The sequence below is a fragment of the Psychrobacter sp. 1U1 genome, from assembly GCF_051847535.1.
GTDB lineage: Bacteria > Pseudomonadota > Gammaproteobacteria > Pseudomonadales > Moraxellaceae > Psychrobacter > Psychrobacter saeujeotis.
Genome location: NZ_JBPYDD010000003.1, coordinates 439,510 through 462,492, shown reverse-complemented (window position 1 = coordinate 462,492; position 22,983 = coordinate 439,510). Strand labels below are relative to the sequence as shown.

At 43.4% G+C, this 22,983-nt stretch carries 18 protein-coding genes; 11 read left to right on the top strand and 7 right to left on the bottom strand.

All coding sequences use genetic code 11. The features are described from left to right. Positions 1 to 25 precede the first annotated feature (25 nt). From ACS8FB_RS06480 to ACS8FB_RS06465, 4 genes are all read right to left on the bottom strand, one after another. Positions 26 to 703 carry a type 1 glutamine amidotransferase domain-containing protein gene (locus ACS8FB_RS06480; RefSeq protein WP_439261600.1) on the bottom strand — a complete coding sequence of 226 codons (678 nt, stop codon included), beginning with the start codon at positions 701 to 703 and terminating at the stop codon, positions 26 to 28. A 216-nt stretch (positions 704 to 919) separates the two neighbouring features. After that, positions 920 to 1,969 carry an NADP-dependent oxidoreductase gene (locus ACS8FB_RS06475; RefSeq protein WP_439261599.1) on the bottom strand — a complete coding sequence of 350 codons (1,050 nt, stop codon included), beginning with the start codon at positions 1,967 to 1,969 and terminating at the stop codon, positions 920 to 922. A 37-nt stretch (positions 1,970 to 2,006) separates the two neighbouring features. Further along, positions 2,007 to 3,233, bottom strand: a complete 1,227-nt coding sequence (locus ACS8FB_RS06470; RefSeq protein ID WP_439261598.1) for an iron-containing alcohol dehydrogenase — start codon at positions 3,231 to 3,233, stop codon at positions 2,007 to 2,009. Between the two features lie 389 nt (positions 3,234 to 3,622). After that, the gene (locus ACS8FB_RS06465) at positions 3,623 to 4,267 is read right to left on the bottom strand and encodes a TetR/AcrR family transcriptional regulator (protein ID WP_439261597.1); all 645 of its coding nucleotides are present in this window, start codon (positions 4,265 to 4,267) and stop codon (positions 3,623 to 3,625) included. A gap of 431 nt (positions 4,268 to 4,698) precedes the next feature. Between ACS8FB_RS06465 and ACS8FB_RS06460 the strand changes: the two genes are divergently transcribed. After that, positions 4,699 to 6,186 (top strand): aldehyde dehydrogenase family protein, encoded by a 1,488-nt coding sequence (locus ACS8FB_RS06460; RefSeq protein ID WP_439261596.1) that lies wholly within the window; start codon positions 4,699 to 4,701, stop codon positions 6,184 to 6,186. 103 nt (positions 6,187 to 6,289) lie between these two features. Here the strand turns inward: ACS8FB_RS06460 and ACS8FB_RS06455 are convergent, their stop codons facing one another. Further along, positions 6,290 to 6,520, bottom strand: coding sequence for a hypothetical protein (locus ACS8FB_RS06455; RefSeq protein WP_439261595.1), 231 nt, complete (start codon positions 6,518 to 6,520; stop codon positions 6,290 to 6,292). A gap of 156 nt (positions 6,521 to 6,676) precedes the next feature. Here ACS8FB_RS06455 and ACS8FB_RS06450 point away from each other — a divergent pair, with 156 nt between their 5' ends. Further along, positions 6,677 to 7,948: an NnrS family protein gene (locus ACS8FB_RS06450; RefSeq protein ID WP_439261594.1), complete on the top strand. Its 1,272-nt coding sequence runs from the start codon at positions 6,677 to 6,679 to the stop codon at positions 7,946 to 7,948. Positions 7,949 to 8,010: 62 nt separating this feature from the next. Continuing rightward, a complete protein-coding gene (locus ACS8FB_RS06445) occupies positions 8,011 to 8,520 on the top strand; it encodes an Rrf2 family transcriptional regulator (protein WP_439261593.1) in 510 nt (169 codons plus the stop codon). Positions 8,521 to 8,650: 130 nt separating this feature from the next. On the opposite strand, the gene ACS8FB_RS06440 is transcribed toward ACS8FB_RS06445, so the two are convergent. Beyond that, positions 8,651 to 9,481, bottom strand: a complete 831-nt coding sequence (locus ACS8FB_RS06440; protein WP_439261592.1) for a carbonic anhydrase — start codon at positions 9,479 to 9,481, stop codon at positions 8,651 to 8,653. A 90-nt stretch (positions 9,482 to 9,571) separates the two neighbouring features. Then, complete coding sequence (locus ACS8FB_RS06435; protein ID WP_439261591.1) at positions 9,572 to 10,318, bottom strand: hypothetical protein; 747 nt, start codon at positions 10,316 to 10,318, stop codon at positions 9,572 to 9,574. Between the two features lie 318 nt (positions 10,319 to 10,636). Here ACS8FB_RS06435 and ACS8FB_RS06430 point away from each other — a divergent pair, with 318 nt between their 5' ends. The 8 genes from ACS8FB_RS06430 (at position 10,637) to ACS8FB_RS06395 (ending at position 22,918) form a co-directional block, all read left to right on the top strand. After that, entirely contained in the window at positions 10,637 to 11,752 is a 1,116-nt protein-coding gene (locus tag ACS8FB_RS06430; RefSeq protein WP_439261590.1) for a hypothetical protein, read from the top strand. 430 nt (positions 11,753 to 12,182) lie between these two features. Continuing rightward, the gene (locus ACS8FB_RS06425; protein WP_439261645.1) at positions 12,183 to 13,337 is read left to right on the top strand and encodes an MFS transporter; all 1,155 of its coding nucleotides are present in this window, start codon (positions 12,183 to 12,185) and stop codon (positions 13,335 to 13,337) included. 295 nt (positions 13,338 to 13,632) lie between these two features. Further along, on the top strand, positions 13,633 to 15,303 hold the full coding sequence (locus ACS8FB_RS06420; protein WP_439261589.1) for a fatty acid--CoA ligase: 1,671 nt from the start codon (positions 13,633 to 13,635) through the stop codon (positions 15,301 to 15,303). A 295-nt stretch (positions 15,304 to 15,598) separates the two neighbouring features. Then, on the top strand, positions 15,599 to 17,641 hold the full coding sequence (locus ACS8FB_RS06415; protein WP_439261588.1) for a propionate--CoA ligase: 2,043 nt from the start codon (positions 15,599 to 15,601) through the stop codon (positions 17,639 to 17,641). A 319-nt stretch (positions 17,642 to 17,960) separates the two neighbouring features. Further along, complete coding sequence (locus tag ACS8FB_RS06410) at positions 17,961 to 19,445, top strand: CoA-acylating methylmalonate-semialdehyde dehydrogenase (RefSeq protein ID WP_439261587.1); 1,485 nt, start codon at positions 17,961 to 17,963, stop codon at positions 19,443 to 19,445. Between the two features lie 166 nt (positions 19,446 to 19,611). After that, positions 19,612 to 20,772: an acyl-CoA dehydrogenase family protein gene (locus ACS8FB_RS06405; RefSeq protein WP_439261586.1), complete on the top strand. Its 1,161-nt coding sequence runs from the start codon at positions 19,612 to 19,614 to the stop codon at positions 20,770 to 20,772. Positions 20,773 to 20,819: 47 nt separating this feature from the next. After that, the gene (locus ACS8FB_RS06400) at positions 20,820 to 21,602 is read left to right on the top strand and encodes an enoyl-CoA hydratase (protein ID WP_439261585.1); all 783 of its coding nucleotides are present in this window, start codon (positions 20,820 to 20,822) and stop codon (positions 21,600 to 21,602) included. A gap of 59 nt (positions 21,603 to 21,661) precedes the next feature. Further along, positions 21,662 to 22,918 (top strand): enoyl-CoA hydratase/isomerase family protein, encoded by a 1,257-nt coding sequence (locus ACS8FB_RS06395; RefSeq protein ID WP_439261584.1) that lies wholly within the window; start codon positions 21,662 to 21,664, stop codon positions 22,916 to 22,918. Positions 22,919 to 22,983 lie beyond the last annotated feature (65 nt).

The window sequence follows — 22,983 nt, the reverse complement described above, 5'->3', positions numbered from 1 at the left end:
ATGTGGTATTAATCATCGAATGCTATTAGCCTTTAAGCTTAGCAATCAAACGTTTGGCGGCTTCTTCTGATGAGGCTGGATTCTGACCTGTGATGAGCAGACCATCTTCGACCACAAACGATTCCCAATCAGCGGTTTTTTCATAGTTGCCACCATTGGCTATCAGTGCATCTTCTACTAGGAATGGCACCACATCGGTAAGGCCAACCGCTTCTTCTTCAGTGTTGGTAAAGCCAGTAACTGTCTTGCCTTTTACCAAGTACTCACCGTCAACCTTGACGTTTTTGAGTGCGGCAGGAGAGTGACAAACAAAGGCAACAGGCTTATCTTGCTTCACAAAAGTCTCAATCAAATTGATAGAGTCTTTGTCGACTGCCAAATCCCATAATGGGCCATGACCACCAGGATAGAATACTGAGTCGAAGTCTTCTGCTTTCATGTCAGCAAGTTTTTTGGTGTTGGCAAGATGTTTTTGCGCATCGGTGTCTTCTTTAAAACGCTTGGTATCTTTCGTTTGCGCATCTTCAGTATCGCTACTAGGATCAAGTGGTGGCTGACCACCAGCAGGAGAGGCAAGGGTTACATTGACCCCAGCATCAAGAAAAGCATAGTAAGGGGCTGCAAATTCTTCTAGCCAAAAGCCAGTTTTTTTACCGGTATCACCCAATTCATCGTGTGAAGTTAGTACCATTAAAATATTCATAGTTGTCCTTTTCTATTAAAGTGATTTTTAAATTATTGATGGTTAGCAGTCACGTTAAATAATTATACTTAATCAGTAGTTGTATTAACGGTGACTGCTAGCCGTATCCATGTAACAGTATTCATGGTAAAGATGTCATTTTCAGTAGTTGTCTTAACAAGTTGTGTTGTTAAGTCGTTATTTACCACTGACTTAAATTTCGTTAACAAATCTTGATTATTTAACGTCAGCTACTTTGACTACTGTTTTACCGAAGTTATCGCCATTTAGCATACGAACAAAGGCATTTGGTGCATCGTCTAAGCCTTCAGCGATGGATTCTTTGGTTTTAACATCACCTGACTCTACCCATTTGCTCATGGTTTTGAGGAACTCTGGGAAGTGATCGCCATACTCTTCAAAGATGATAAAGCCTTTAATAGTGAGACGACGGCTCAACACATTGCCCATTAATACACTCAAACGATCCTTGCCATCAGGTAGTTCAGTCGCGTTGTATTGTGAGACCAGACCACATACTGGGATACGTGCATGAGCGTTTAGTAATGGCATGACCGCGTCAAATACTTTACCGCCGACATTTTCGTAATAGATATCGATACCATTTGGGCAAGCAGCTTTTAATTGCTCAGCGAAGTCGTCCGCTTTATGGTCAATACAGACATCAAAGCCTAGCTCATTGACAGCGAAGTCGCATTTTTCTTTACCGCCTGCGATACCAACGGTACGGGTACCATATTGATTACCCACTTGACCAACCGTTGCACCAACGGGGCCAGTTGCAGCAGCAACGACCAGCGTCTCACCTTTTTGTGGTTTACCAATATCTGTCAAACCCATGTAACCAGTAAAGCCTGGCATACCGAGTACGCCTAAACCATAAGAGGGGTTTGGCATATCCTTGTCTAGTTTCAGCACACCCTCGCCATCACTGACGCTGTAATCCTGCCAGCCTGCGTTTGCAACAACCAAATCACCGACGGCAAATTTATCAAGGTTAGATTCAACGACTTGAGCAACGGTTGCACCCATAATGACATCACCAACCTCTAATGGGTCAGCATAGCTTTTGGCATCACTCATACGTCCGCGCATGTACGGGTCTAATGATAAATAGACAGTACGTAGCAACATCTCATTGTCATTTGGCGTTGGGATATCGCTGGTTGTCATGTCAAAGTTTTCAGCTTTTGGTTCGCCGTGAGGGCGACTGGCCAATTTAATTTGACGGTTTGTTTCTTGGTTTTGCTGTTTATCAAAGCTCATTTTAATAATCCTTATTTTATTTATTGGTTTAAAGTTTTTAAGCGGCACTGGTTAACGAACGCTCTAAGATACGACGTGATACTTCTAAATCATTGTTACCATGTTCGCCCAGTTTTACCATATTATGCTCCTCAAGCTGCTTGATAATAGGGTCAATCGCTGACTCATCAAGCTTTTCATCTGCCAAGCTAACTGGTAGGCCAAGGCTACGGAAGAAGTTCTCAGTCTTAACGATAGCAGTCTCGATGATGCTGTCGTCGTCTTGTTTTGTATCATTGTTGCTATCAATCGCCCAAACGTTACGTGCATATTGAAGAAGTTTGTCTTTTTTGCTTTCTTTAAGCTCACGCAGTACTGATGGCAATAAAATAGTAAGGGTACGGGCATGATCAATGCTATGTAATGATGTTAACTCATGACCAACCATATGCGTGGTCCAGTCCTGTGGTACGCCAGTACCAATGAGGCCATTAAGCGCCATAGTAGCTGTCCACATAATGTTTTTACGGGTTTCTAAGTTTTCTGGGTCAGCTTTGACCGCTGCGCCTTCTTCGATCAAAATCTTAAGTAAGCTCTCAGCAAAGGCATCTTGCACTTTTGCATTGACTGGATAAGTCAGATATTGCTCCATCACGTGGACAAAGGCATCCGCAACACCGTTCATAACCTGACGTTCAGGCAATGTGAGGGTTTTGGTCGGATCTAAGATTGAGAATTTAGGGAAGACTAATGGACTGCGAAAAGGTAGCTTTGCTTGACGCTCGCTATGATTGACCACGCCGCCATTGTTCATCTCAGAACCCGTCGCTGGGATAGTCAGTACAGCACCCAAATCGATGGCAGTGTCTATATTTGCACAACCACTAAGCAGTGCATCCCAGGCTTTTTCACGTGAGACAGTGCGGTCTGTATTGTCATATTCGGTAAGTGAGGAGACTAATGCGACAAACTTACTGCCATCAATGACTGAACCACCACCAACGGCTAATAGGAAGTCAATGTTATGTTCATTGACCATATCAGCCGCTTTAAGCAACGTATTGAACTCTGGGTTTGGTTCAATACCGCCAAACTCAAAAACTTCGCGATTTCCGCTCGCTGATAACGCTTTTCTGACTTCATCTAGGGTACCTGTGCGTTCAGCTGAACCGCCACCATAAGTAATCAGTACTTTTGCATCGTTAGGTACTAAATCTGCTAATTGTTCGATTTGACCTTCACCAAAAACGATACGTACTGGGTTGTAATATTGAAAGTTATTCATAAAATTCCTAAAACTTATTGAGTGTTAATTGAATAAATGGTTTGCAAAAAATTGAGCAATCGTCTGATTCGTTTTTGTTATGTGGGCATTGTACAGTAACTAGACCGGTCGTCTAGTGCTGTTTACAAAACTCTCGTATATTTATAATTTATGCGAAACTGAGTATAAAATAAGAAGGTGAAAATATTCGTGCAGAACTTAGGGTGCAAGCCTAATAGCTCATCTGCTGTTAAGCGCTACTCGGTTTATTTTGAGAGTATCTTAGTTAGAATTAGGTGACCGGTGACAAACAAAGGCACATATCCAAAAGAGAGTAAGTCTTAACAATACTTTTACAAAATCGAGGTTAAGTATAGGAAAGAACTAGCTACAAAGGCAAAGAGCCGCTATTAGCGACCCATCTCAGTGGTCGTCATTTGCCATACTTCTGCAAGTGGCGTATTGGTTTGGCTAATTTTAGCGATCAAGCTGGCACCAAGCCAAGCAAAGTACCATCGCTTCGCCATACTCTCTGCGGCTATATTATCCAGTTTTGGTACAGAGTTATCTGCCCAGCCTGCTTTGATTTGTTCGGCGAGCCAGCTAATGGTTTGCTGGTAGCCAGCATAGAGTACTTTACGCATGGGCTCTGACATATCGGCAACTTCAGCACTGAGCTTAACGACCAAGCATTTTTCGTGATCGCAGCCGTTTTGCTGAGTGTCATACCAGCTTTGAAAGTAGTCATAAAGCTTTTGCTGTGCGCTGATATCTTGTGCGTCAATAGTCTCAAGGCGGTTCTTATAATTAGTAAAGTAATGATTGATAATGGCTTCACCAAACGCTTCTTTTGAAGCAAAATAATGATAAAAAGACCCTTTAGGCACGCCTGCTGTATCTAATATTTGTTTGATACCGACAGCGGTAAAGCCTTTTTGAGCGATCAGCTGATAACCTATTGCTAATAGGTGAGTTTTGGTATCTAACGACGCACCACCAAGTACAGTGCTATCTGCAGACTCAATACTCGGTGATGTAGTAATCTTAGTAGACATAAGAGCTATGTTCTCCTTGGAACGTTGCTATTTATTTTTATAGTTATATGAAGTAGGTATATGAACAAGATAGATTTTAAATAAAGTATTAAGTTGTGATAGGTAAGGATCGTTACGAGATTCTACAACTCAACAATGCCATTCAATGCTATTTTATATATTTTACGATTTATCAACAATGTTTAGTGTCGAAGCGGTCTTGTTTTGGTTGCTCTCTATGTTAGCATTAGACCAGTCGTCTAGCAAGTCCAGCTTTTGACTCGCTAGGCATACAGCTTGGACTTATGGATGATTTATATTATAGATAGTCTAGCCTCTAGTAAGCTCTCTTCTGATTTGCACAAAATATTTTTATAAAGAATAATTTTAATTAATACCTCACTAACAATCATTACACTGATAATTATCAAAATCAACTAAGGATAGTAGTTATGACCACTAATACTGAAAGTAATAACAACGCGTATAGCGACTTTCATCTGCAGTATATTGCAGGGGAGTGGCAAAGCGGGCAAGATGACAGCGTCAATACTGATGTCAACCCATACAGTGGCGACACGCTGGTCGAGATTAAACAGGCGACCAAAGAGCAGCTTAATGACGCTTATCAGGCAGCAAACACAGCACAAAAAGAATGGGCGAAAAAGACGCCAGCTGAGCGTGCTGCGGTCTTATATAATGTCGTCAAGGTCTTAGATGAACGTCAAGATGAAATAGTCGATTGGCTCATTAAAGAGTCGGGCAGTACGCGCATCAAAGCAATGGTAGAGTTTGGTAGTGCGCGTGCGATTACGCTTGAAGCGGCAACTTTTCCTAACCGCGTCCATGGTGAGATTCGTCCATCGAATATACCTGGTAAAGAAAACTTCGTGTATCGTGAGCCAATCGGTGTCGTAGCCGTCATTAGCCCATGGAATTTTCCGCTACACCTCACTCAGCGTTCTATCGCACCAGCGCTCGCACTTGGTAATGCAGTCGTACTAAAGCCTGCCAGTGATACCCCTATTACAGGTGGCTTATTGCTCGCCAAAATATTTGAAGAAGCAGGTCTGCCAAAAGGATTGCTTAACATCGTCGTTGGTGCTGGTAGTGAGATTGGTGATGCCATCGTCACGCATGATATTCCAAGCTTTGTATCCTTTACTGGTTCGACCTCTGTTGGTAAGCACATTGGCGAGCTGGCTAATGGTGGTGATTATCTCAAACAAGTCGCGCTTGAGCTGGGCGGGAACAGTCCGTTTGTGGTATTAAAAGATGCTGACATCGAGCAAGCAGTCAAAGCCGCTGCTTTTGGTAAGTTTTTGCACCAAGGTCAGATCTGTATCGCTATCAATCGTATTATCGTTGAAGATAGTATTTATGACGACTTCGTAGAGCGTTTTTTAGCGCACGTTAAGAATTTAAACGTTGGTGATCCAAGTAAACAGGATACGGCAGTCGGTCCAATCATTAATGAAAAACAAGTTAAATCACTAAAAGAAAAAATCGCTAAAGCACAAGAAGAAGGTGCCAATATGGTTTTAAGCGGTGAGATTAAAGGTCAGGTCGTGCCGCCGCATATCTTTACCGAAGTGACTCGTGAAATGGACTTGTCATGCAACGAGGTGTTTGGACCATTGGTTGGCATTATCCGTGCTAAAGACGAGGACGATGCGTTATCTATAGCCAATGACTCCATGTATGGTCTATCTAGTGCGGTATTTACAGCAGATATGCAAAAAGGTCTGCGCTTTGCTCACGGTATCAGAGCTGGTATGACCCATATTAATGATATCTCAGTGAACGATGAGAGCAACGTACCATTTGGCGGTGAGAAAAACTCAGGTATTGGCCGCTTCAATGGTGAATGGATACTTGAAGAGTTTACCAGAACGCATTGGATATCAGTACAGAATGAACCACGTCAATATCCATTTTAATAGCATTAGGTTTAATTAAAATGCATAAAAAAGACCGCTCCAATGGCGGTCTTTTTTGCGTGAGTCTGGCATCTAAGCATCAGTCGTCTTATCTATGGCAGTCCTAATGAGAATGAAAACCTAGCAGAGCGCTAATTTCTTCGACAGTCATATTTCTAACGAGCGCTTGCTCTTCTACTGATAGACGATTGGTATGTTCTTTTATCATTGTATGGATGCTACGAGAAATCTCAGAGGTCGTTGCATAATACATTTGCGGCTGTTCTTTGGTAAGGATCATCAAAAACTTATTGACGATTTTGCGCTTTTCTTCCGGTGCATTTTCTTCAGTCATAGTATTCTCCTAGAAGTGAACCATTTAAGCAGCGAAGGTCATAACAGTCAATGAGACGTGTGTAATGTCAGTGATAAGATAGCATTAATATTTATAGTCATTCGTTGTATAATTTATAAGATTCATATAAAATAAATTTTATAAATATCTCCTTATATGATTGAGAAAGCAGTCATGCAATCCATCAATTTACCTAGCAAGCCGCCAAGCTCTCCGCATCCTATTCTTAATTTAAGCTTTCGCATATTTTTTAGTGCAGCAGCGATATTTGCCGTAGTGATGATGGTGCTGTGGTCATTTGTGTTTACAGGCCATACTGATATTGATGAACAGGTTTTAAATCCGCTATATTGGCATGGTCACGAGATGATTTATGGTTATGCCTTGGCAGTGGTAGCAGGGTTTTTGCTGACTGCGGTCAAGACATGGACAGGGGTAATGATGCCACACGGCTACAAGCTACTGGCTATTTTTGTTTGCTGGCTATTGGCACGGCTTAGCTGGCTTGTTTTTGGGCTTGGAATGACGATTGCAAGTGGCAGTATATCGTTGTTATATGTAGCAGCAGTATTCGATTTATTGTTCGTCGGCTCGATGGCTTTTGTTATCTTTCGAGCAGTATTGCAAGTCAAACAATATAAGCAGATGGGTATTTTAGCCAAGCTGGCTTTATTAACGTTGGGCAATGGCTTGTGTTACTGGGGTATTGTCAACGCAGACATGAGTACGACCAGAGTAGGTATCTACTTGGGTTTTTACTTAATTATCGGTTTGGTATTGACCATTGGTAGACGCGTGGTGCCATTTTTTATTGAACGAGGTCTTAGCGTAACTAATGCTGAAGGCGTTAAAGAAACCGTCACTTTACGTAATAGCAAAGCGCAAGATATCGCCAGCCTATTGTTCTTTTTGGCGTTTTTTATTGTTGATGTGTTTTATCCTAATCCGTACTTGCTTAGTGTTACCGCGTTTGGGGTAGCAGTGGTCAACATCGTACGCCTAGTTGGTTGGTATCACCGCGGTATTTGGCAAAAGCCCTTATTATGGTCGCTATACATTGCGTTTTTGGGTATGTGTTTGAGCTTCTTGTTGTACGCGTTACAGCCATGGCTCGGTTACGCGCATAGTATTGCGATGCATGGATTAGCAATTGCAGGTGTTGGGATGATGACGGTGGCGATGATGACGCGGGTCTCACTTGGGCATACGGGACGCAGTATTCACCAGCCGCCTAAGACCGTAAATATAATGTACGGCCTAATGGTGCTGGTATTTGTTAGTCGAGTATTATTACCCCTCGTTGATGTGAGTCATTATCTATTATGGATTATGATCGCTCAAGGTGCGTGGATTGCTTGCTTTGTGCTATTTTGCATAAGTTATCTACCGATGCTCGCCCGTCCTAGACCTGATGGTTTATTTGGGTGATATAATTAAAGTCTAGAGAGATAAGTCTTTAAGTAATTTGAATGAAACAGGGGCGCAACTTTATGCGACTGACCAATTATAGTGATTATGCATTGCGCTCGTTGATTTACTTAGCAGTAAGGCCAGAGCCAGAGACACTGGCAAATATCAGTGATATCGCCAGCAGCTATAATATTTCCAAAAGTCATTTGACCAAGATTATTCATCAATTAGGTCAGCTTGGTTATATAGAAAGTGTGCGCGGTAAGAATGGCGGTATTCGGCTGGCTTATGCGCCTAAAGACATTAATTTGGGTGTATTGATTAAGCAGATAGAGCCTGATTTTGATTTGGTCGAGTGCTTTGCCACGCCAGTGAGCAGTGAGGATCGAAAGCCACGCTCGATAGGATTGCCAATCACGCTTATTGATGAAGAAGTCAATAAATCTGTCGGCTGTGTGATTACGCCAGTATGCCAACTCAAGGGTGTGTTTTTTGAAGCGTTAACGGCATTTATTACCGTCCTTGAAAAATACACCTTGGCAGATGTTATTGATAATAAGGATGAGTTAAGTCAATTTTTATTCTCATAAAAGCGATATAGAAAAGATATAAAAACAATAAAAAGGCTCAAAACTAGCGACACTAGATCGCAACTTTTGAGCCCAAATGTTAAGCATTCAAATTTATCATTCTTCAAACAATAAATGATTTAGTTTACAATTAATGACTAATCTGCTCTACCTTACGCGAGCCTTGTGGCTGAATAGGGCGGTTGTTGCCTTCATACAGATCAGACATAATCGCGAACTGATCACTAGCGAGAGTCAGAGGTTGCTTGCTGACATACCATTGTACTTCTTCTGAGCAAGGCGGCGTCGTTAGCGAGCCACTATAATGATAGAAGGTAGGTTTTATAGGTGCTAAAGCAGATAAGTCAACTGCATTAGCCGTGTATTCATCGTCGTTTTGAGTTGTTATCTCAGTGCCGTTTAGTAACACCCGTAGTACGTCGTTGGCCTCACCAATTTGCAACATGATACCCACTACAGCAAGATTGCCTTCGCTATTGGCATGCACAAAATGGATCTCGCCTGGGTAGTTCTGACTACCAAATTGATGCTCGCTTGGGGCATGATAGTGAAACTGCTTGAGTACGTAGCGTTCATTGTCTAATACAATAGCATTGTCTTCAGTCGTTGGCGTATAGACGACTGTATGTCCATTGTCATGAATGCGAATGTTGGTCGATTGAGCATAGTTAATGACAGGCGCAGCTGAGCTACTGGCGGTAACGTTTGTAATGTTGATGGGCGATTGCTGTTTCCCAATCTTGCAGGCATCAGCGCCTTTAACATCACCCCAATACTCGGGACCTGTATTACCTTCGTATGACCACTTAGGATGATGGACACCACCATTGCCTTGCGGTGTCACTACGGTCACATTGGCATCAGTCGGCTGATCTGTCAAAGCCTGCTGATTAGAGGTACAAGCAGAAAAACCTAAAGCGCTTACTGCCAGCACAGCAGTCGCTAAATAATGACGATTCATATTACAGTCCTTTTTATAGTCAAAATGTCCATGTTACCGTTAATTCAAAAGTGAATGAACGATAAGGTGTGTCTGTTAAAGCTTAAAAAATTAAGACTTCTCAAGCTTAGGGCGTGCTTTTTCAATCGCTTTTAATAATGCCTTTTCAAACCCGCCAACTTCAAATGTGATCAAGCTTGAGTGGGCAGCACAGAAATTATGAGTATCGCGCCATTGATGCGCAATCTTAGTCGCCCAATCACAGTATTGCTTGCCAGCATCTGGTTCATCCTTAAGCGCTTGTTTGGTTGTAGGATGCAAGAGCAGCTCGGGTAGTACAGCCTCAAGCACCTTTGCCGGTGGGCTCATAAAAGTATCATCTACATGTAAGCTTCTGCTGGCCGGATGATAGGCCAATAACGAGCCTGCATGGATTTTTTCGTTAGGAGAGATATAGTAGATACCTTGAGATAAAGAAAATTTGAGCTCCGGATAACGTTCGGCTACTGCATCACTCTCTACTAAATCGTCTGCCCATGGTATTTGGGGTACTTGTTTGTGGTGGCGACGACTACCATAAAATTCGGCTTGCGGAAAATCTTTTGCCATCTGCTCACAATGTACGGTATGAAAAGGATGAAGATTCAACACAGCTTCGACATCTTGGCCATCGTTGGTCAAGGCCATGACTTGATCTCGCACATCACCAGTCAGCTCGTAGCTGTCCAAAAAGACAAACTTGCCTGACTCCAACTGTACGAGCGAGCACTGGGTACCTATGTCAAGCACACCGCCTAAACGAAAAGATCCGCGTATGTTCCAAAATCCTGCACCTAGATTATAAATTTTATCTGCCATCTTTATTGCCTCTTATTGTTTAAAGATTGATGTAATGGTTTATCAAAACAGCTGCTAGCTTAACTGTCATTACATTATTTTTAGAGATTATGAACTCAAGGTTTGCCAAAGTCTGTTATAAAAGGGATGTGGAATGTATAGATAGTTTAAGTCAAAGTCAGCTAAGCAACTAAAGTAGAACATAGTATAGTTATAACAATGAACAAATAGTTTTAACGAGTTTAAAAATTATGTATTGAGACATTTGGTAGGCAATGCTTGACAGTATGTACTAGCAATTGGTATAAAGCATCTACCTACACGAATATAGATAGACAAATGCCTACATCATCAGACTCAACCCTTAAAAAGATATATGTTAAAGATTACCGCTCACCGCAAGCGGCGATAGACCACGCTAAGTCTATCGGCGGTGCTCGGATTATATTCCCCAATGGCGACTATCCTTGTAGTTTGGTAATTGATAGTCCGAATATTGAGCTATTTAGTGAGGGTAATACCATTTTACGGGCAAAAACACCTTCTACTGTCGTTGACGTACAGGCAGGCGGAGTAAACTTCGTCCTAGATGGATTTGATATACGTGGTCAAACCTTACGAGATGAGCTTACCTCTAACAGAAATGGCACGCACAAAAACACCAAAGCTCTGCACTGTATTCGCATTCAAGAGCGCGGCGCTCGTCTCAGAAACTTTAAGACAAGTGGCGCACGTTATGATGGTATCTACCTTAAATATAATGGACAGATTGACTTTGAGGCTCAGGATTTTTTGTGCGATTCTACCGCTCGTAACCCAGTATCTATTATTTCAGGCCAAGGCTTTAAGTTTATACGCGGTAAAATGCGTTTGGATAATAAATTCTCTGCCGGACAAGGTAAACTAAGAAGCGGTATATATTTATTTGATTGTGAACCCAATAATATCAACGATAAATATCGTGATATTAAATTCACAAACGTGGTCTTTGAAAATGCTGGCACGCGTTACGGTAACAATCAAGTTATCTTTCAAGACACCAATATAGGCAATTCAAACGATTTGGGTGTGTACTTTAAAGACTGTGATTTTATTAAGTCTGGTACAGCTACCGGATCTGCTTATGTACGCCTCAAAGCTGATGGAAAATTGAAAGAGTTTAGTAACATTCACTTTGAAAGAACCTATCATCAAAACAGAGCCATAGCAATTGCTAGCGGTCGCGAGCTATTACTTAGAAATTCGTCCTTTAACGATGTTGTTATTGATGATCGAAACCTAACGTTTGCTATTAAGTTATCATCTGGCACGGTTGTTAATAATGTGCGCACAACAGCTGATAAATCATCGGCTAAATCTAAAGCCCCAGCTGTCCGGACATCGTTAAATAAGCCTGTCAATTTGCTCTTAGATAAAAAAAGCAATGTCAAAGTTACAGATGTTCCAGGGTACTAAAGTCAAAGTGCTGAGCAATATAAGTCGCCTTGAGCGGCTTTTTTTGTGTTTTAAGAGTGGATAGAATCATTCGTAGTGTATTAAATGGTTCATCAATGCGATAGATAGTGAATAGTGGTATATTTAGAATACAAGATTGCTCCTGTTTAAGGACCAAAATTACATAACATTTTGCATCTTAAGCTTAACTGCCAGTGTGATACCATGATGCGCTTGTCATAATGACTATAAGTTTAGGCTTTTGTATATTTATAGCCTGTTCCTACCACCCACGCCGATATCATGCGCGTATAACATAGTCAGTAACTTTGTGAATCACATACCAGATAACGCCTCAACGAACAACACGTCACATGACAGCGCCAATCAAACTGTCTCAGCGCAATCATCAGTCATACCGCATACTTCGCAGCCCAGTCCGCCGTCTTGGGTGTTGAAGCTAACTGTTGGTTTGATTGGGATGTTTGCTTTTTTGCAAGTATATTCTATTCAAGCAGTCTTACCTGTACTGATGGTGGACTTCGCTGCCACCGAAGTACAAGCAGGTATGGTCGTTGGCGCGACAGTGATGGCGATTGCTATTATGTCGCCATTTTTAGGCATGTTATCTGATGCTGTAGGGCGCAAGTCTTTTATCGTCGGAGCTTTGTTGTTTTTGGCGATACCGACAGCGCTTATAGCCCAAAGCCCAGATATTGGCTGGATGGGTCTGTGGCGGTTTATGCAAGGCTTGTCAGTACCTGGTATTACGGTAGTGACGATTGCCTATATTGGTGAGGAGTTTGAAGGACGAGCAGTCACCGAGCTGATGTCATTTTATGTCTCAGGTTCAGTGCTTGGCGGTTTTTTGGGACGGTTCTTGCTTGGGCATTTGCATGAGCTTATAGGCTGGCGTCATGGCTATTATGTGATGGCCGCGATGACATTGGTCGGTGCATTATGGGTAGGTAAAATGTTGCCTTCATCACGCCAGTTTGAGGCCAATCCAAACTTCCGCTCAGCCATGCAAACATTAGGTGAGCATCTGACCAATCGCTACGTAGTGACAGCTTGCTTACTTGGCGCGTGTGTGTTGTTCTCTTTGGTAGGCTGCTTTACCTTTATCAATTTGCATTTGGCCAAGACTCCATATGAGCTAAGTACTGGACAGCTTGCCAATATCTTTGCTGTGTACCTAATAGGCGTGGTCATTACCCCATTATCGACTACTTTATTACGCCGGTTTGGCGCAGCACGAACGGTGCGAGTTGCTGTGATAGTGTCTATGATAGGGGTGCTATTGACCTTAGTATCACCGCTGTGGGGTATTGTTATTGGACTTGCTGTTATGTCGTCCGGAGTCTTTATCACCCAAGCTGCGACCATCAGTTACATCGCAGTCAATGTCAAAAAAGGGCGCAGCTTGGCTTCTGGTCTATATTATATGAGCTATTATGCAGGTGGTACGATAGGAGCTTGGCTATGCGGTATTGTTTATGCGCGTGGTGAATGGCCAATGACAGTATGGCTGCTATTGGCCTTGCAGATTCTTGCATTACTCATAGCAAGCTTTGGTATGATTAAAACCAAGTTTCGTACTGCATGAGCCTCGTACTGTTTAAAACAAGTCTTGGCTAACATATTGTGGTAGGCAGTGGAATTACTATTCTCGAATGCTGAGTATCGTCATGCTTACGTGTGCACGCTTTACATAGTATGGGTTTTTTCTTACTATCAATAAGTAATCGGCTAAAAAGCAGATTTTTAAAAAGTAGATACCTCAAATAAAGTAAGCTTTTATCCAGATAGTAGTCTGCTTCTAAAAAGTATAAACACGACCGCACTCAATTATTTATAGTAATAAAACGTTCACGATAACGACAAACAAGGAAGTCTCATCTATGTCAAATATCTATGATAGCGCACCATCAGCCTATGAATTTCCGTTACTTATTAAACAACTACTAAACCGTGCCAAGACCGTCTCATTGGATCAAGAGATTATATATGCGGACAAAAAGCGCTTAACTTATAAGGATTTATTTACCCGCATTAACCGTTTAGCCAATGTCTTAGCAGATTTAAATCTCGATGCAGGTGATGTGGTAGCGGTTATGGACTGGGATAGTCATCGCTATCTTGAGTCTTATTTTGCAGTACCTATGTCGCAATATATTTTGCAGACGGTCAATATCCGTCTGTCCCCAGAAAAAATTCTTTATACCATTAATCATGCCAAGCCTAAAGTATTGATGCTCAATTCTGAATTTGCGCCTTTGGTTAAAGATTATCAGTTTGAAAACTCAAGTATTGAGCATATTATTTGGTTAGATGACAATGGTGTGTCGCATGAAGGTGTCTTTGGTGGTAATCAAAGTCGCGTAACAGGTGAGTATGAAGCGTTATTAGCAGCGGCTGACACTACCTTTGACTTTCCGGATTTTGATGAAAATACTATTGCCACAACCTTCTATACTTCAGGAACGACAGGTGATCCAAAAGGCGTGTTCTTTAGTCATCGCCAATTGGTATTACATAGCCTAGCGGAAGCTGCGTCACTTGGTATGCTGCCCAATAAGCAAGGCGTCAGCTACGGTGATGTCTATATGCCGATGACACCGATGTTCCATGTCCATGCCTGGGGCTTTCCGTTTACGGCCACGATGATTGGTTTAAAGCAAGTTTATCCAGGACGTTATGCGCCCGATACTTTGTTAGATCTAATCATTAATGAAGAGGTCAGTATTACCCACTGCGTACCAACGATATTACAAATGGTACTCAAAGAGGCGCAAGATCGAGATGTTAGCTTTAATGGGCTAAAAATGATCATTGGTGGTTCAAGGTTAACAGAAGGTTTAGCCAAATCCGCATTGGCGCAAGACATTGAGGTATATACAGGTTACGGAATGTCAGAGACCGCACCACTTATTAGCTTAACTGACTTTAGCCTCAATGAACCTGATATGACTGAGGAAGAAGACATTAATCGCCGCTGCATGACGGGTAAGCCAGTATTGATGGTCGATGCACAAGTCTGGAGCACAGATAATAAGCCAGTAGGTGTCGGTAAAGAAAATACTGGTGAGCTGGTATTACGGGCACCTTGGTTGACTCAAAGCTATCTTAAAAACAATGACGCAGGCAAGGAGCTGTGGGAAAATGGCTACATGCATACCCAAGACATCGCTTACGTCAAACCTGATGGTTATATCAAAATAACTGATCGTCTCAAAGATGTCATCAAATCTGGTGGGGAGTGGATCTCATCATTGGAGATTGAAACCATTTTATCATTGCATCCAGCAGTAGCCGACGTGTCAGTCATCGGTGTCCGTGATAAGCAGTGGGGAGAGCGCCCATTGGCGTTAGTAGTCTTAAAACCTAATAAGCAAGACACTAGTGCTGATGATATTATTGCAGTTGCAGAACAAGCGGTCAGTAAAGGTATTATTCCTAAATATGGTGTACCAAGCGAGTTTAAGTTCGTTGATGAGCTGCCTAAAACCTCTGTTGGTAAGCATGATAAAAAAGTGATGCGAGAGATGTATGCCAATCAGACACAAGTTTAATTGATATTAACTGTAATCACATCGCAGTTTATGCGCTAAACAGTTGACCTTTATTACTAGCTCTGCTACATTTTAAACCGATACTTATCAAACCGATACACTATGTATTGTTTTTATAGGTATCGGTTTTTTGTTTCTGGCAGGGAAAGCCAGGGCAACCATACTTAAGCAGTCATATAAATTTGCTATATTATACTTATAATATATACAGCGACTCTTCCAACTTCATTAGCTATTTCATATAGCATATATAGTCGTGTTGCATCACATTTCGTTTACGCTAAGGATAGCCATTATGAGCGAGCAAGCTACCAATATAGATTCTAACCAAGCCTTTAATAATACCGATATCTCTGTGCAAGATTCTACTTTTGCTGATATTTATAGTGACTCGATCAATGATCGAGAGCAGTTTTGGGCAGAGCAAGCAAAGCGTATCTACTGGCATAAAGAGCCTGAGCAAATTCTTGATGACAGTAATCTACCGTTTGCTAAGTGGTATGTCGGCGGCGAGACCAATCTTTGCTATAACTGCGTAGATCGTCATATCCCCGAACGAGCCGAGCAAGATGCTTTCATTTGGCTCTCATCCGAGATCAATCAAGAATTGATAGAGACTTATCCAGCAGTCGTTGATGCCTTTAAGGACTTAGGAAATAACGTTGAGTTTTATACGGACTATACCAAGCGTCGCTTAACCTATAATGATCTTTATAAAGAAGTCAATTACTTCGCGGACGTCCTACAGCGTCATGGTATCGAGAAGGGCGACCGCGTCGTTATTTATATGCCGATGATTTTGGAGGCAGCCTATGCCATGCTTGCCTGTGCTCGTATCGGTGCGGTGCATTCGGTGGTGTTTGGTGGCTTTGCGGCGCATAACCTCGCCATTCGTATGGATGATGCTGAGGCAAAAATGGTCATCACTGTCGATGCTGGCCTGCGCGGTGGTAAAGTAGTCAATTATAAAAACCTTGTCAATCAGGGGGTTGAGCAAGCAAGCATAAAACCTGAGCATGTGCTGGTAGTCAACCGCGGGGTGTTGCCGTTTAAACCACAAGACATCGATGTAGATTATGCAACCGAGCGCCGCATCAGCTGTGAAGCCGGTGCTGTGGTGGAGCCAGTTTGGCTTGAGTCAAATACGCCCTCTTATCTGCTTTATACCTCTGGGACGACCGGTACGCCAAAAGGTGTGCAACGTGATACGGGCGGTCATGCAGTTGCCCTGACTACCTCAATGGACTATATCTATGATGGTAAGGCGGGCGAGACCTTTTGGGCGATCTCGGACATTGGCTGGGCAGTTGGGCATTCTTATACTATCTATGCGCCATTGCTGGCTGGCATGACCAGCGTGATGTATGAAGGCTTACCGCATCGTCCAAACCCCGGTATCTGGTGGCGAATTGTAGAGGCCAATAAAGTCAATATCTTATTTACCGCACCGACGGGTGTGCGTATGCTCAAAAAGCAGGACGAGACTTGGATGACCCGCTATGATGTCTCAAGCGTTAAGTCTTTCTTTTTAGCAGGTGAGCCCCTTGACGAATCAACGGCCAATTGGCTGACCAAGCATTTAGGTGTGCCAATTTTAGATCATTATTGGCAAACAGAGTCTGGCTGGCCAATTTTGAGCAATACGCCCAAGTTTGATCACAAACCACACAAACAAGGCTCACCTGGCTATCCCATGTATGGCTATGATGCCCGCGTCCTCAACGAAGAGACAGGCGAGCCGTGCGGTGCAGGTGAGAAAGGATTGCTAGCGATTAGCGCGCCATTGCCACCGGGTTGTCTCACCACTGTATGGCGCAATGATGAGCGCTTTATGAGTAGCTACTTTGGTCTATTCGATGGCAAGCAGTACTCAACCTCAGACTATGCGGTAACTGACGAAGATGGCTATTTTTATATCTTAGGACGCACCGATGATGTCATCAATGTCGCCGGTCACCGTATCGGTACCCAAGAGATTGAAGAGGCGATCAGCACCCATCCAGAGATGGCCGAGTGTGCGGTCGTGGGCATACAAGATGAGCTAAAAGGGGAGTTGCCGATTGCCTTTTGTGTGCTAAAAGATCATGAGCAAGTAGCAACGACCGAAAACCGTTTCCGTATTGAGCAGCAGGTGATTGGTGCCGTGGTCAAATCCCTTGGCGGTATCGCAAGACCGGCGGCAATTTATTTTCCGCAAGCACTGCCAAAGACGCGCTCAGGTAAAATCTTACGCCGTGCTATTCGCGCACTGGCAGAGAATAAGCCTACTGGCGATATGTCAACGCTTGACAATCCAACCGCGATCGATGCCATTAAACAGTCTATGAAAGACTATTGATTGAAATGAAAGGATAATTTGTATTCGCTAGTTATAAATAACTATTTTAAAATCATATAAAAGCTCATGAGTCGTCATGGGCTTTTTTTATTGACTCAACTAATTTATCAACGAAAAGAGTTAACGTTACCAAAATTTCAACAAAGCACTTGACCCCAAAATTGATTTGTTGTTATAGTCAATAACGATACGAAATAAATCATTTTAAAATAAAACGACGTTAATAGTAAACTATTGCGCCTAATACTTTTAAGCTTAGTACTTTTAATAATCCCAGACGCGTCTAGCAGCAGTCTTAAAAACAAGATAAGGATATCTTATGCATCATGTTCAGCAGCTCATTAATGGACAATTTCTCAAATCAACGACCAATGAATGGCTTGATATTACTGATCCAGCCACACAAGAAGTCATTGCCAAAGTCCCACAAACCACTGACGATGAGATCAATCAAGCAGTTGCAGCCGCCCAGACGGCTTTTCAAACATGGCGCAAAACGCCAATTACCACGCGTGCGCGTATTTTTCTAAGGTATCAACAGCTGATACGTGAGCATATGGATGAGCTGGCAGAAACCTTAACTGCTGAACAAGGCAAAACCATTGCTGATGCCCGCGGAGATGTGTTTCGTGGTTTAGAAGTGGTCGAGCATGCAGCAGGCATTGCTAACTTGCAGATTGGTGATTTCGTTGAAAACGTTGCCTCAGGCGTTGACACTTATAGTGTTTGGCAGCCACTAGGCGTTTGCGCTGGTATTACACCGTTTAACTTCCCAGCGATGATTCCGCTATGGATGTTCCCAATGGCGATTGCTACGGGTAATACTTTTATCTTAAAGCCGTCCGAGCAAGACCCGATGGTGACCATGCGTTTGGTAGAGCTGGCTGTCGAAGCTGGCGTACCTGAAGGGGTACTAAATGTGGTACACGGCGGCAAAGCGACGGTTGATGCCATTTGTGATCATCCAGATATCAAAGCGGTTTCATTTGTCGGCTCGACCGCCGTTGGTAAGCATGTCTACGAGCGCGCCAGCAAATCTGGTAAACGTGCCCAGTGTATGATGGGTGCCAAAAACCATGGCGTTATTCTACCTGACGCCAATAAAGAACAAACCCTCAATCAGCTAGCGGGTGCTGCATTTGGTGCGGCTGGTCAACGCTGTATGGCACTGTCTGTTGTGGTATTGGTCGGTGCAGCTGGTGAGTGGATTGACGATATTAAAGCCAAGGCTGAGGGTCTTGTAGTATCAGCGGGTAAGCATGATAAAGACTTGGGTCCACTGATTTCTCCAGCTGCGAAAGCCCGCGTCGAGCATTTGATTGATACAGGGGTAGAAGAAGGCGCGAGCTTATTACTTGATGGCCGCGGTATTACTGTCGAGGGCTATGAGAAAGGCAACTTTGTAGGGCCTACTATCTTTGATAACGTCACAAGTGATATGCAAATCTACAAAGAAGAAATCTTTGGTCCTGTACTTTGTATCATGCGTGCAGCGAGCCTTGATGAGGCTATAGAGATGCTTAATGCCAATCCGCATGGTAACGGTACGGCTATCTTTACCCAATCAGGCGCAGCGGCGCATAAATTCCAGCAAGATATTCAGGTCGGGCAAATTGGTATTAACTTACCGATTCCTGTGCCACTACCGATGTTCTCATTCTCAGGCTCACGTGCCAGTAAGCTTGGCGATCTTGGTCCTTATGGTAAGCAAGCGGTACAGTTCTATACTCAAACCAAAACCGTTACGGCGCGCTGGTTTGACGATGAAGCAAGCCGCGGGGTGAATACTACTATTTCAATTTAATCGTTTATTCCTTGTATTTGCGGTGTCGTGTTAATCTTGTTTGGTATGTTTCTTACTATTTAAGCACAGTTTTACGATTGTCACGATGTCGCTGTTATACTGTATGAATGACAACGATATAAAACCTAATTCACCATATTTGTAATGCATGCACAAGGATGACCCTATGGACTTTTCATTAACGGATGATCAAATCGCCTTTCGCCAAACCGCTCGGCAGTTTGCGCAAAAAGAGCTCAAGCCGAATGCCGCTGAATGGGACCGTACCTCGCATTTCCCAGTTGATGTGATTAAAAAGTCAGGAGAGCTTGGTTTTTTAGGACTCTATACCAATCCAGATTATGATGGCTTAGGGCTACCGCGCTTAGACTCTGCGATGGTATTTGAAGAGTTGGCATGGGGCGATACTTCAGTGGCTGCCTATATGAGTATTCATAATATGGCAGGTTGGATGATCGGCGAGTATGGCAGCGATGTACTATGTAAAAAGTATTTGCCAAAAATGGTCAGCGGTGAGTGGCTTGGCAGCTATTGCTTAACAGAACCCAATGCTGGTTCTGATGCAGCGTCATTACGTACCAAAGCCGATAAGCAAGGCGACTATTATGTGCTGAATGGCGAAAAAACTTTTATCTCAGGTGCAGGCTCGACCGATGTATTAGTAGTTATGGCGCGTACAGGTGATGCTGGGCCAAAAGGGGTTTCAGCTTTTGTAGTAGATGCTGACAGCGATGGTATTGAGTATGGTAAAAACGAGCATAAAATGGGTTGGAAAGCGCAGCCGACGCGTGCTATTAGCTTTAAAGACGTCAAAGTGCCAGCAGAAAATTTAATCGGTGCAGAAGGGCAGGGCTTTCGTATTGCGATGAAGGGCTTGGATGGTGGCCGTATCAATATCGGTATTTGTGCCGTCGGTACCGCGCAATCAGCGCTAGAGACCGCGACCAATTACGTACAAGAGCGTAGTCAGTTTGGTAGCCCAATCGCAAGCTTACAGTCGGTACAGTTTAAGCTTGCTGATATGCTCACCCAAACCATTACCGCACGGCAAATGCTGTATCTGGCGGCCAATAAAGTCGACAACGGTGATGGACAAGCCTCTACCTACTGTGCGATGGCAAAACGCCTCTCCACTGATCTTTGTTTTGAAGTTGCCAATCAAGCATTACAGCTACATGGGGGTTATGGTTATCTCAATGAGTATCCGCTTGAGCGCCATGTACGGGACTTGCGTGTCCATCAAATATTAGAAGGCACCAATGAGATCATGCGGGTGATTGTCTCGCGTCAGCTTATGCAAGATGAGGCGCTAAGCCAGTTGCGCTAATCTTGGTATTAGGTTTTTAGCAATTGTATAAAAATAAAGGACTATTTATGACGGATTATACCAATCTTAACCTATCTATCGACGGAAACACTGCTACCGTCACCTTAAACAACCCACCTGCTCATACGTGGACAATGGACAGCTTACCTGCTCTTAAGCAGCTGGTTACTGATCTCAATGCCAATGATGATGTTTATGCCTTAATTGTCCATGGCGATGGTGAGAAATTCTTTTCAGCAGGTGCGGACTTAAATAATTTCTCAGACGGTGATAAAGGTCTTGCGATTAGCATGGCCATCGCTTTTGGTGAAGCGTTTGAAGCGCTATCAGCGTATCGTGGTGTGAGTATCGCAGTTATCAACGGCTATGCAATGGGCGGTGGACTTGAATGCGCGCTGGCCTGTGATATCCGTATCGCAGAATCGCATGCACAAATGGCCTTACCAGAGACCGGCGTGGGACTTCTGCCATGCGCGGGCGGTACGCAGAATCTGCCTTTACTGGTTGGTGAAGGCTGGGCGAAGCGTATGATATTGTGCGGTGAGCGTATCGATGCCGATACTGCATTACGCATTGGCTTAGTCGAAGAAGTCACGGCAAAAGGTGGAGGTTTATTAGCGGCACAAGCATTAGCGCAAAAAGTCGCTAAGCAATCACCCGTTGCCGTCACTTATTCTAAACAGCTTATCCAAGCCGCAAGAAATACCCCGCCTGCACAAAACCTTATCCATGAGCGCGAAGCTTTTGTTAAGTTGTTCGATACCAAAGATCAGCGCGAAGGCGTGCAAGCGTTCTTAGAAAAGCGCAAGCCTACTTGGCAGAATAAATAAACACAATAAATCCATTTTTATTCTAATATTCTTGTTTTCAAACTTGATAGGTCGATTTTATGACAGCGACGGATAATATTAACAATCAAAAAGCCGTAGAGACAAGTACTCAAGACGCGCCCGTATTATTTGAGACCGAGTCGACAGACTGTGGTCATCTGATTGGCATCATGACACTCAACGCACCCAAATCTCTTAATGCGCTTAGCGTTGAGATGTGTCAGTTACTAGCCCACCAGCTGGAGCAGTGGGAAAGTGACGATCAGATAGTGGCACTCATCTTAAAAGGAGCTGGCGATAAGGCATTTTGTGCTGGCGGTGATATTCGTAAGCTGTATGACAGTATGTCTACCAGTGCGCCGCTACCGAACCCTTATGCGACAGAGTTTTTTGGTCATGAGTATCGACTTTATCGGCAAATGCATTTTTATCCAAAGCCATTAATCCTCTGGGGCGACGGGATTATCATGGGTGGCGGCATGGGCTTGATGGCAGGTTGTAGTCATCGAATGGTTACTGAGCGCACCCGATTTGCAATGCCAGAAGTCACCATTGGACTGTTCCCTGATGCTTCTGGCAGTTGGTTTCTACAGCGTATGCCAGCAAAAACAGGTTTGTTTTTAGGGCTAACGGGTGCGATGTGTAACGGCAACGACGCGCTATTAGCCAATCTTGCAGAGTATGCCGTTGCCAGTAGTGATTATGACGCCATCATACAAAGTTTAAAACAGAGTGATTGGAAAGCAGCAGCTGATAACACTGATAAATGTCATCAGCACAGTGCTCATAGTATTGCTAGCCGTGCATTAGCTGCGCAATCAGGTGCTAAATTACCTGCTAGTAAACTGGCGACGTACTGGCAGCCTATCCAGCAGTTGATGAACAGTGGCGGACTGGGGGATATCGATGCGCTCCTACAAAACGATGAAGCACTCGTAAAATTAGATGAAGACTTTGCTAGTGACAGCTGGACGCAGCGGGCAGTGACTACTTATCGTCAAGGCTGCCCTGTGACTGTCGCTTTGACTTATGCGCTTTATCATAAAGTTACGGACTTATCGATAGAACAAGTTTTGTATTTAGAGACCAATGTGGCAGTACACTGTGCGGCCAATCCTGACTTTAAAGAGGGCGTACGCGCATTATTGATTGATAAAGACCGCACGCCTCACTGGTCGCGCTCATTAGCAGACTGTCTCAGCACAGAAGGACAAGAATACATACATCAGCATTTTGTAAATCCTTATGCTAAAGGTGAGCATCCTTTGGGCGATTGGTTGGGTGATAAGGCCTTGGCTAGCCAGCTTGTGCGATGAGAGCTTGTAGACTCATTATAAGAATCAGGTATAAATTGAAAAACGCAAAACTATGTATAGCACTG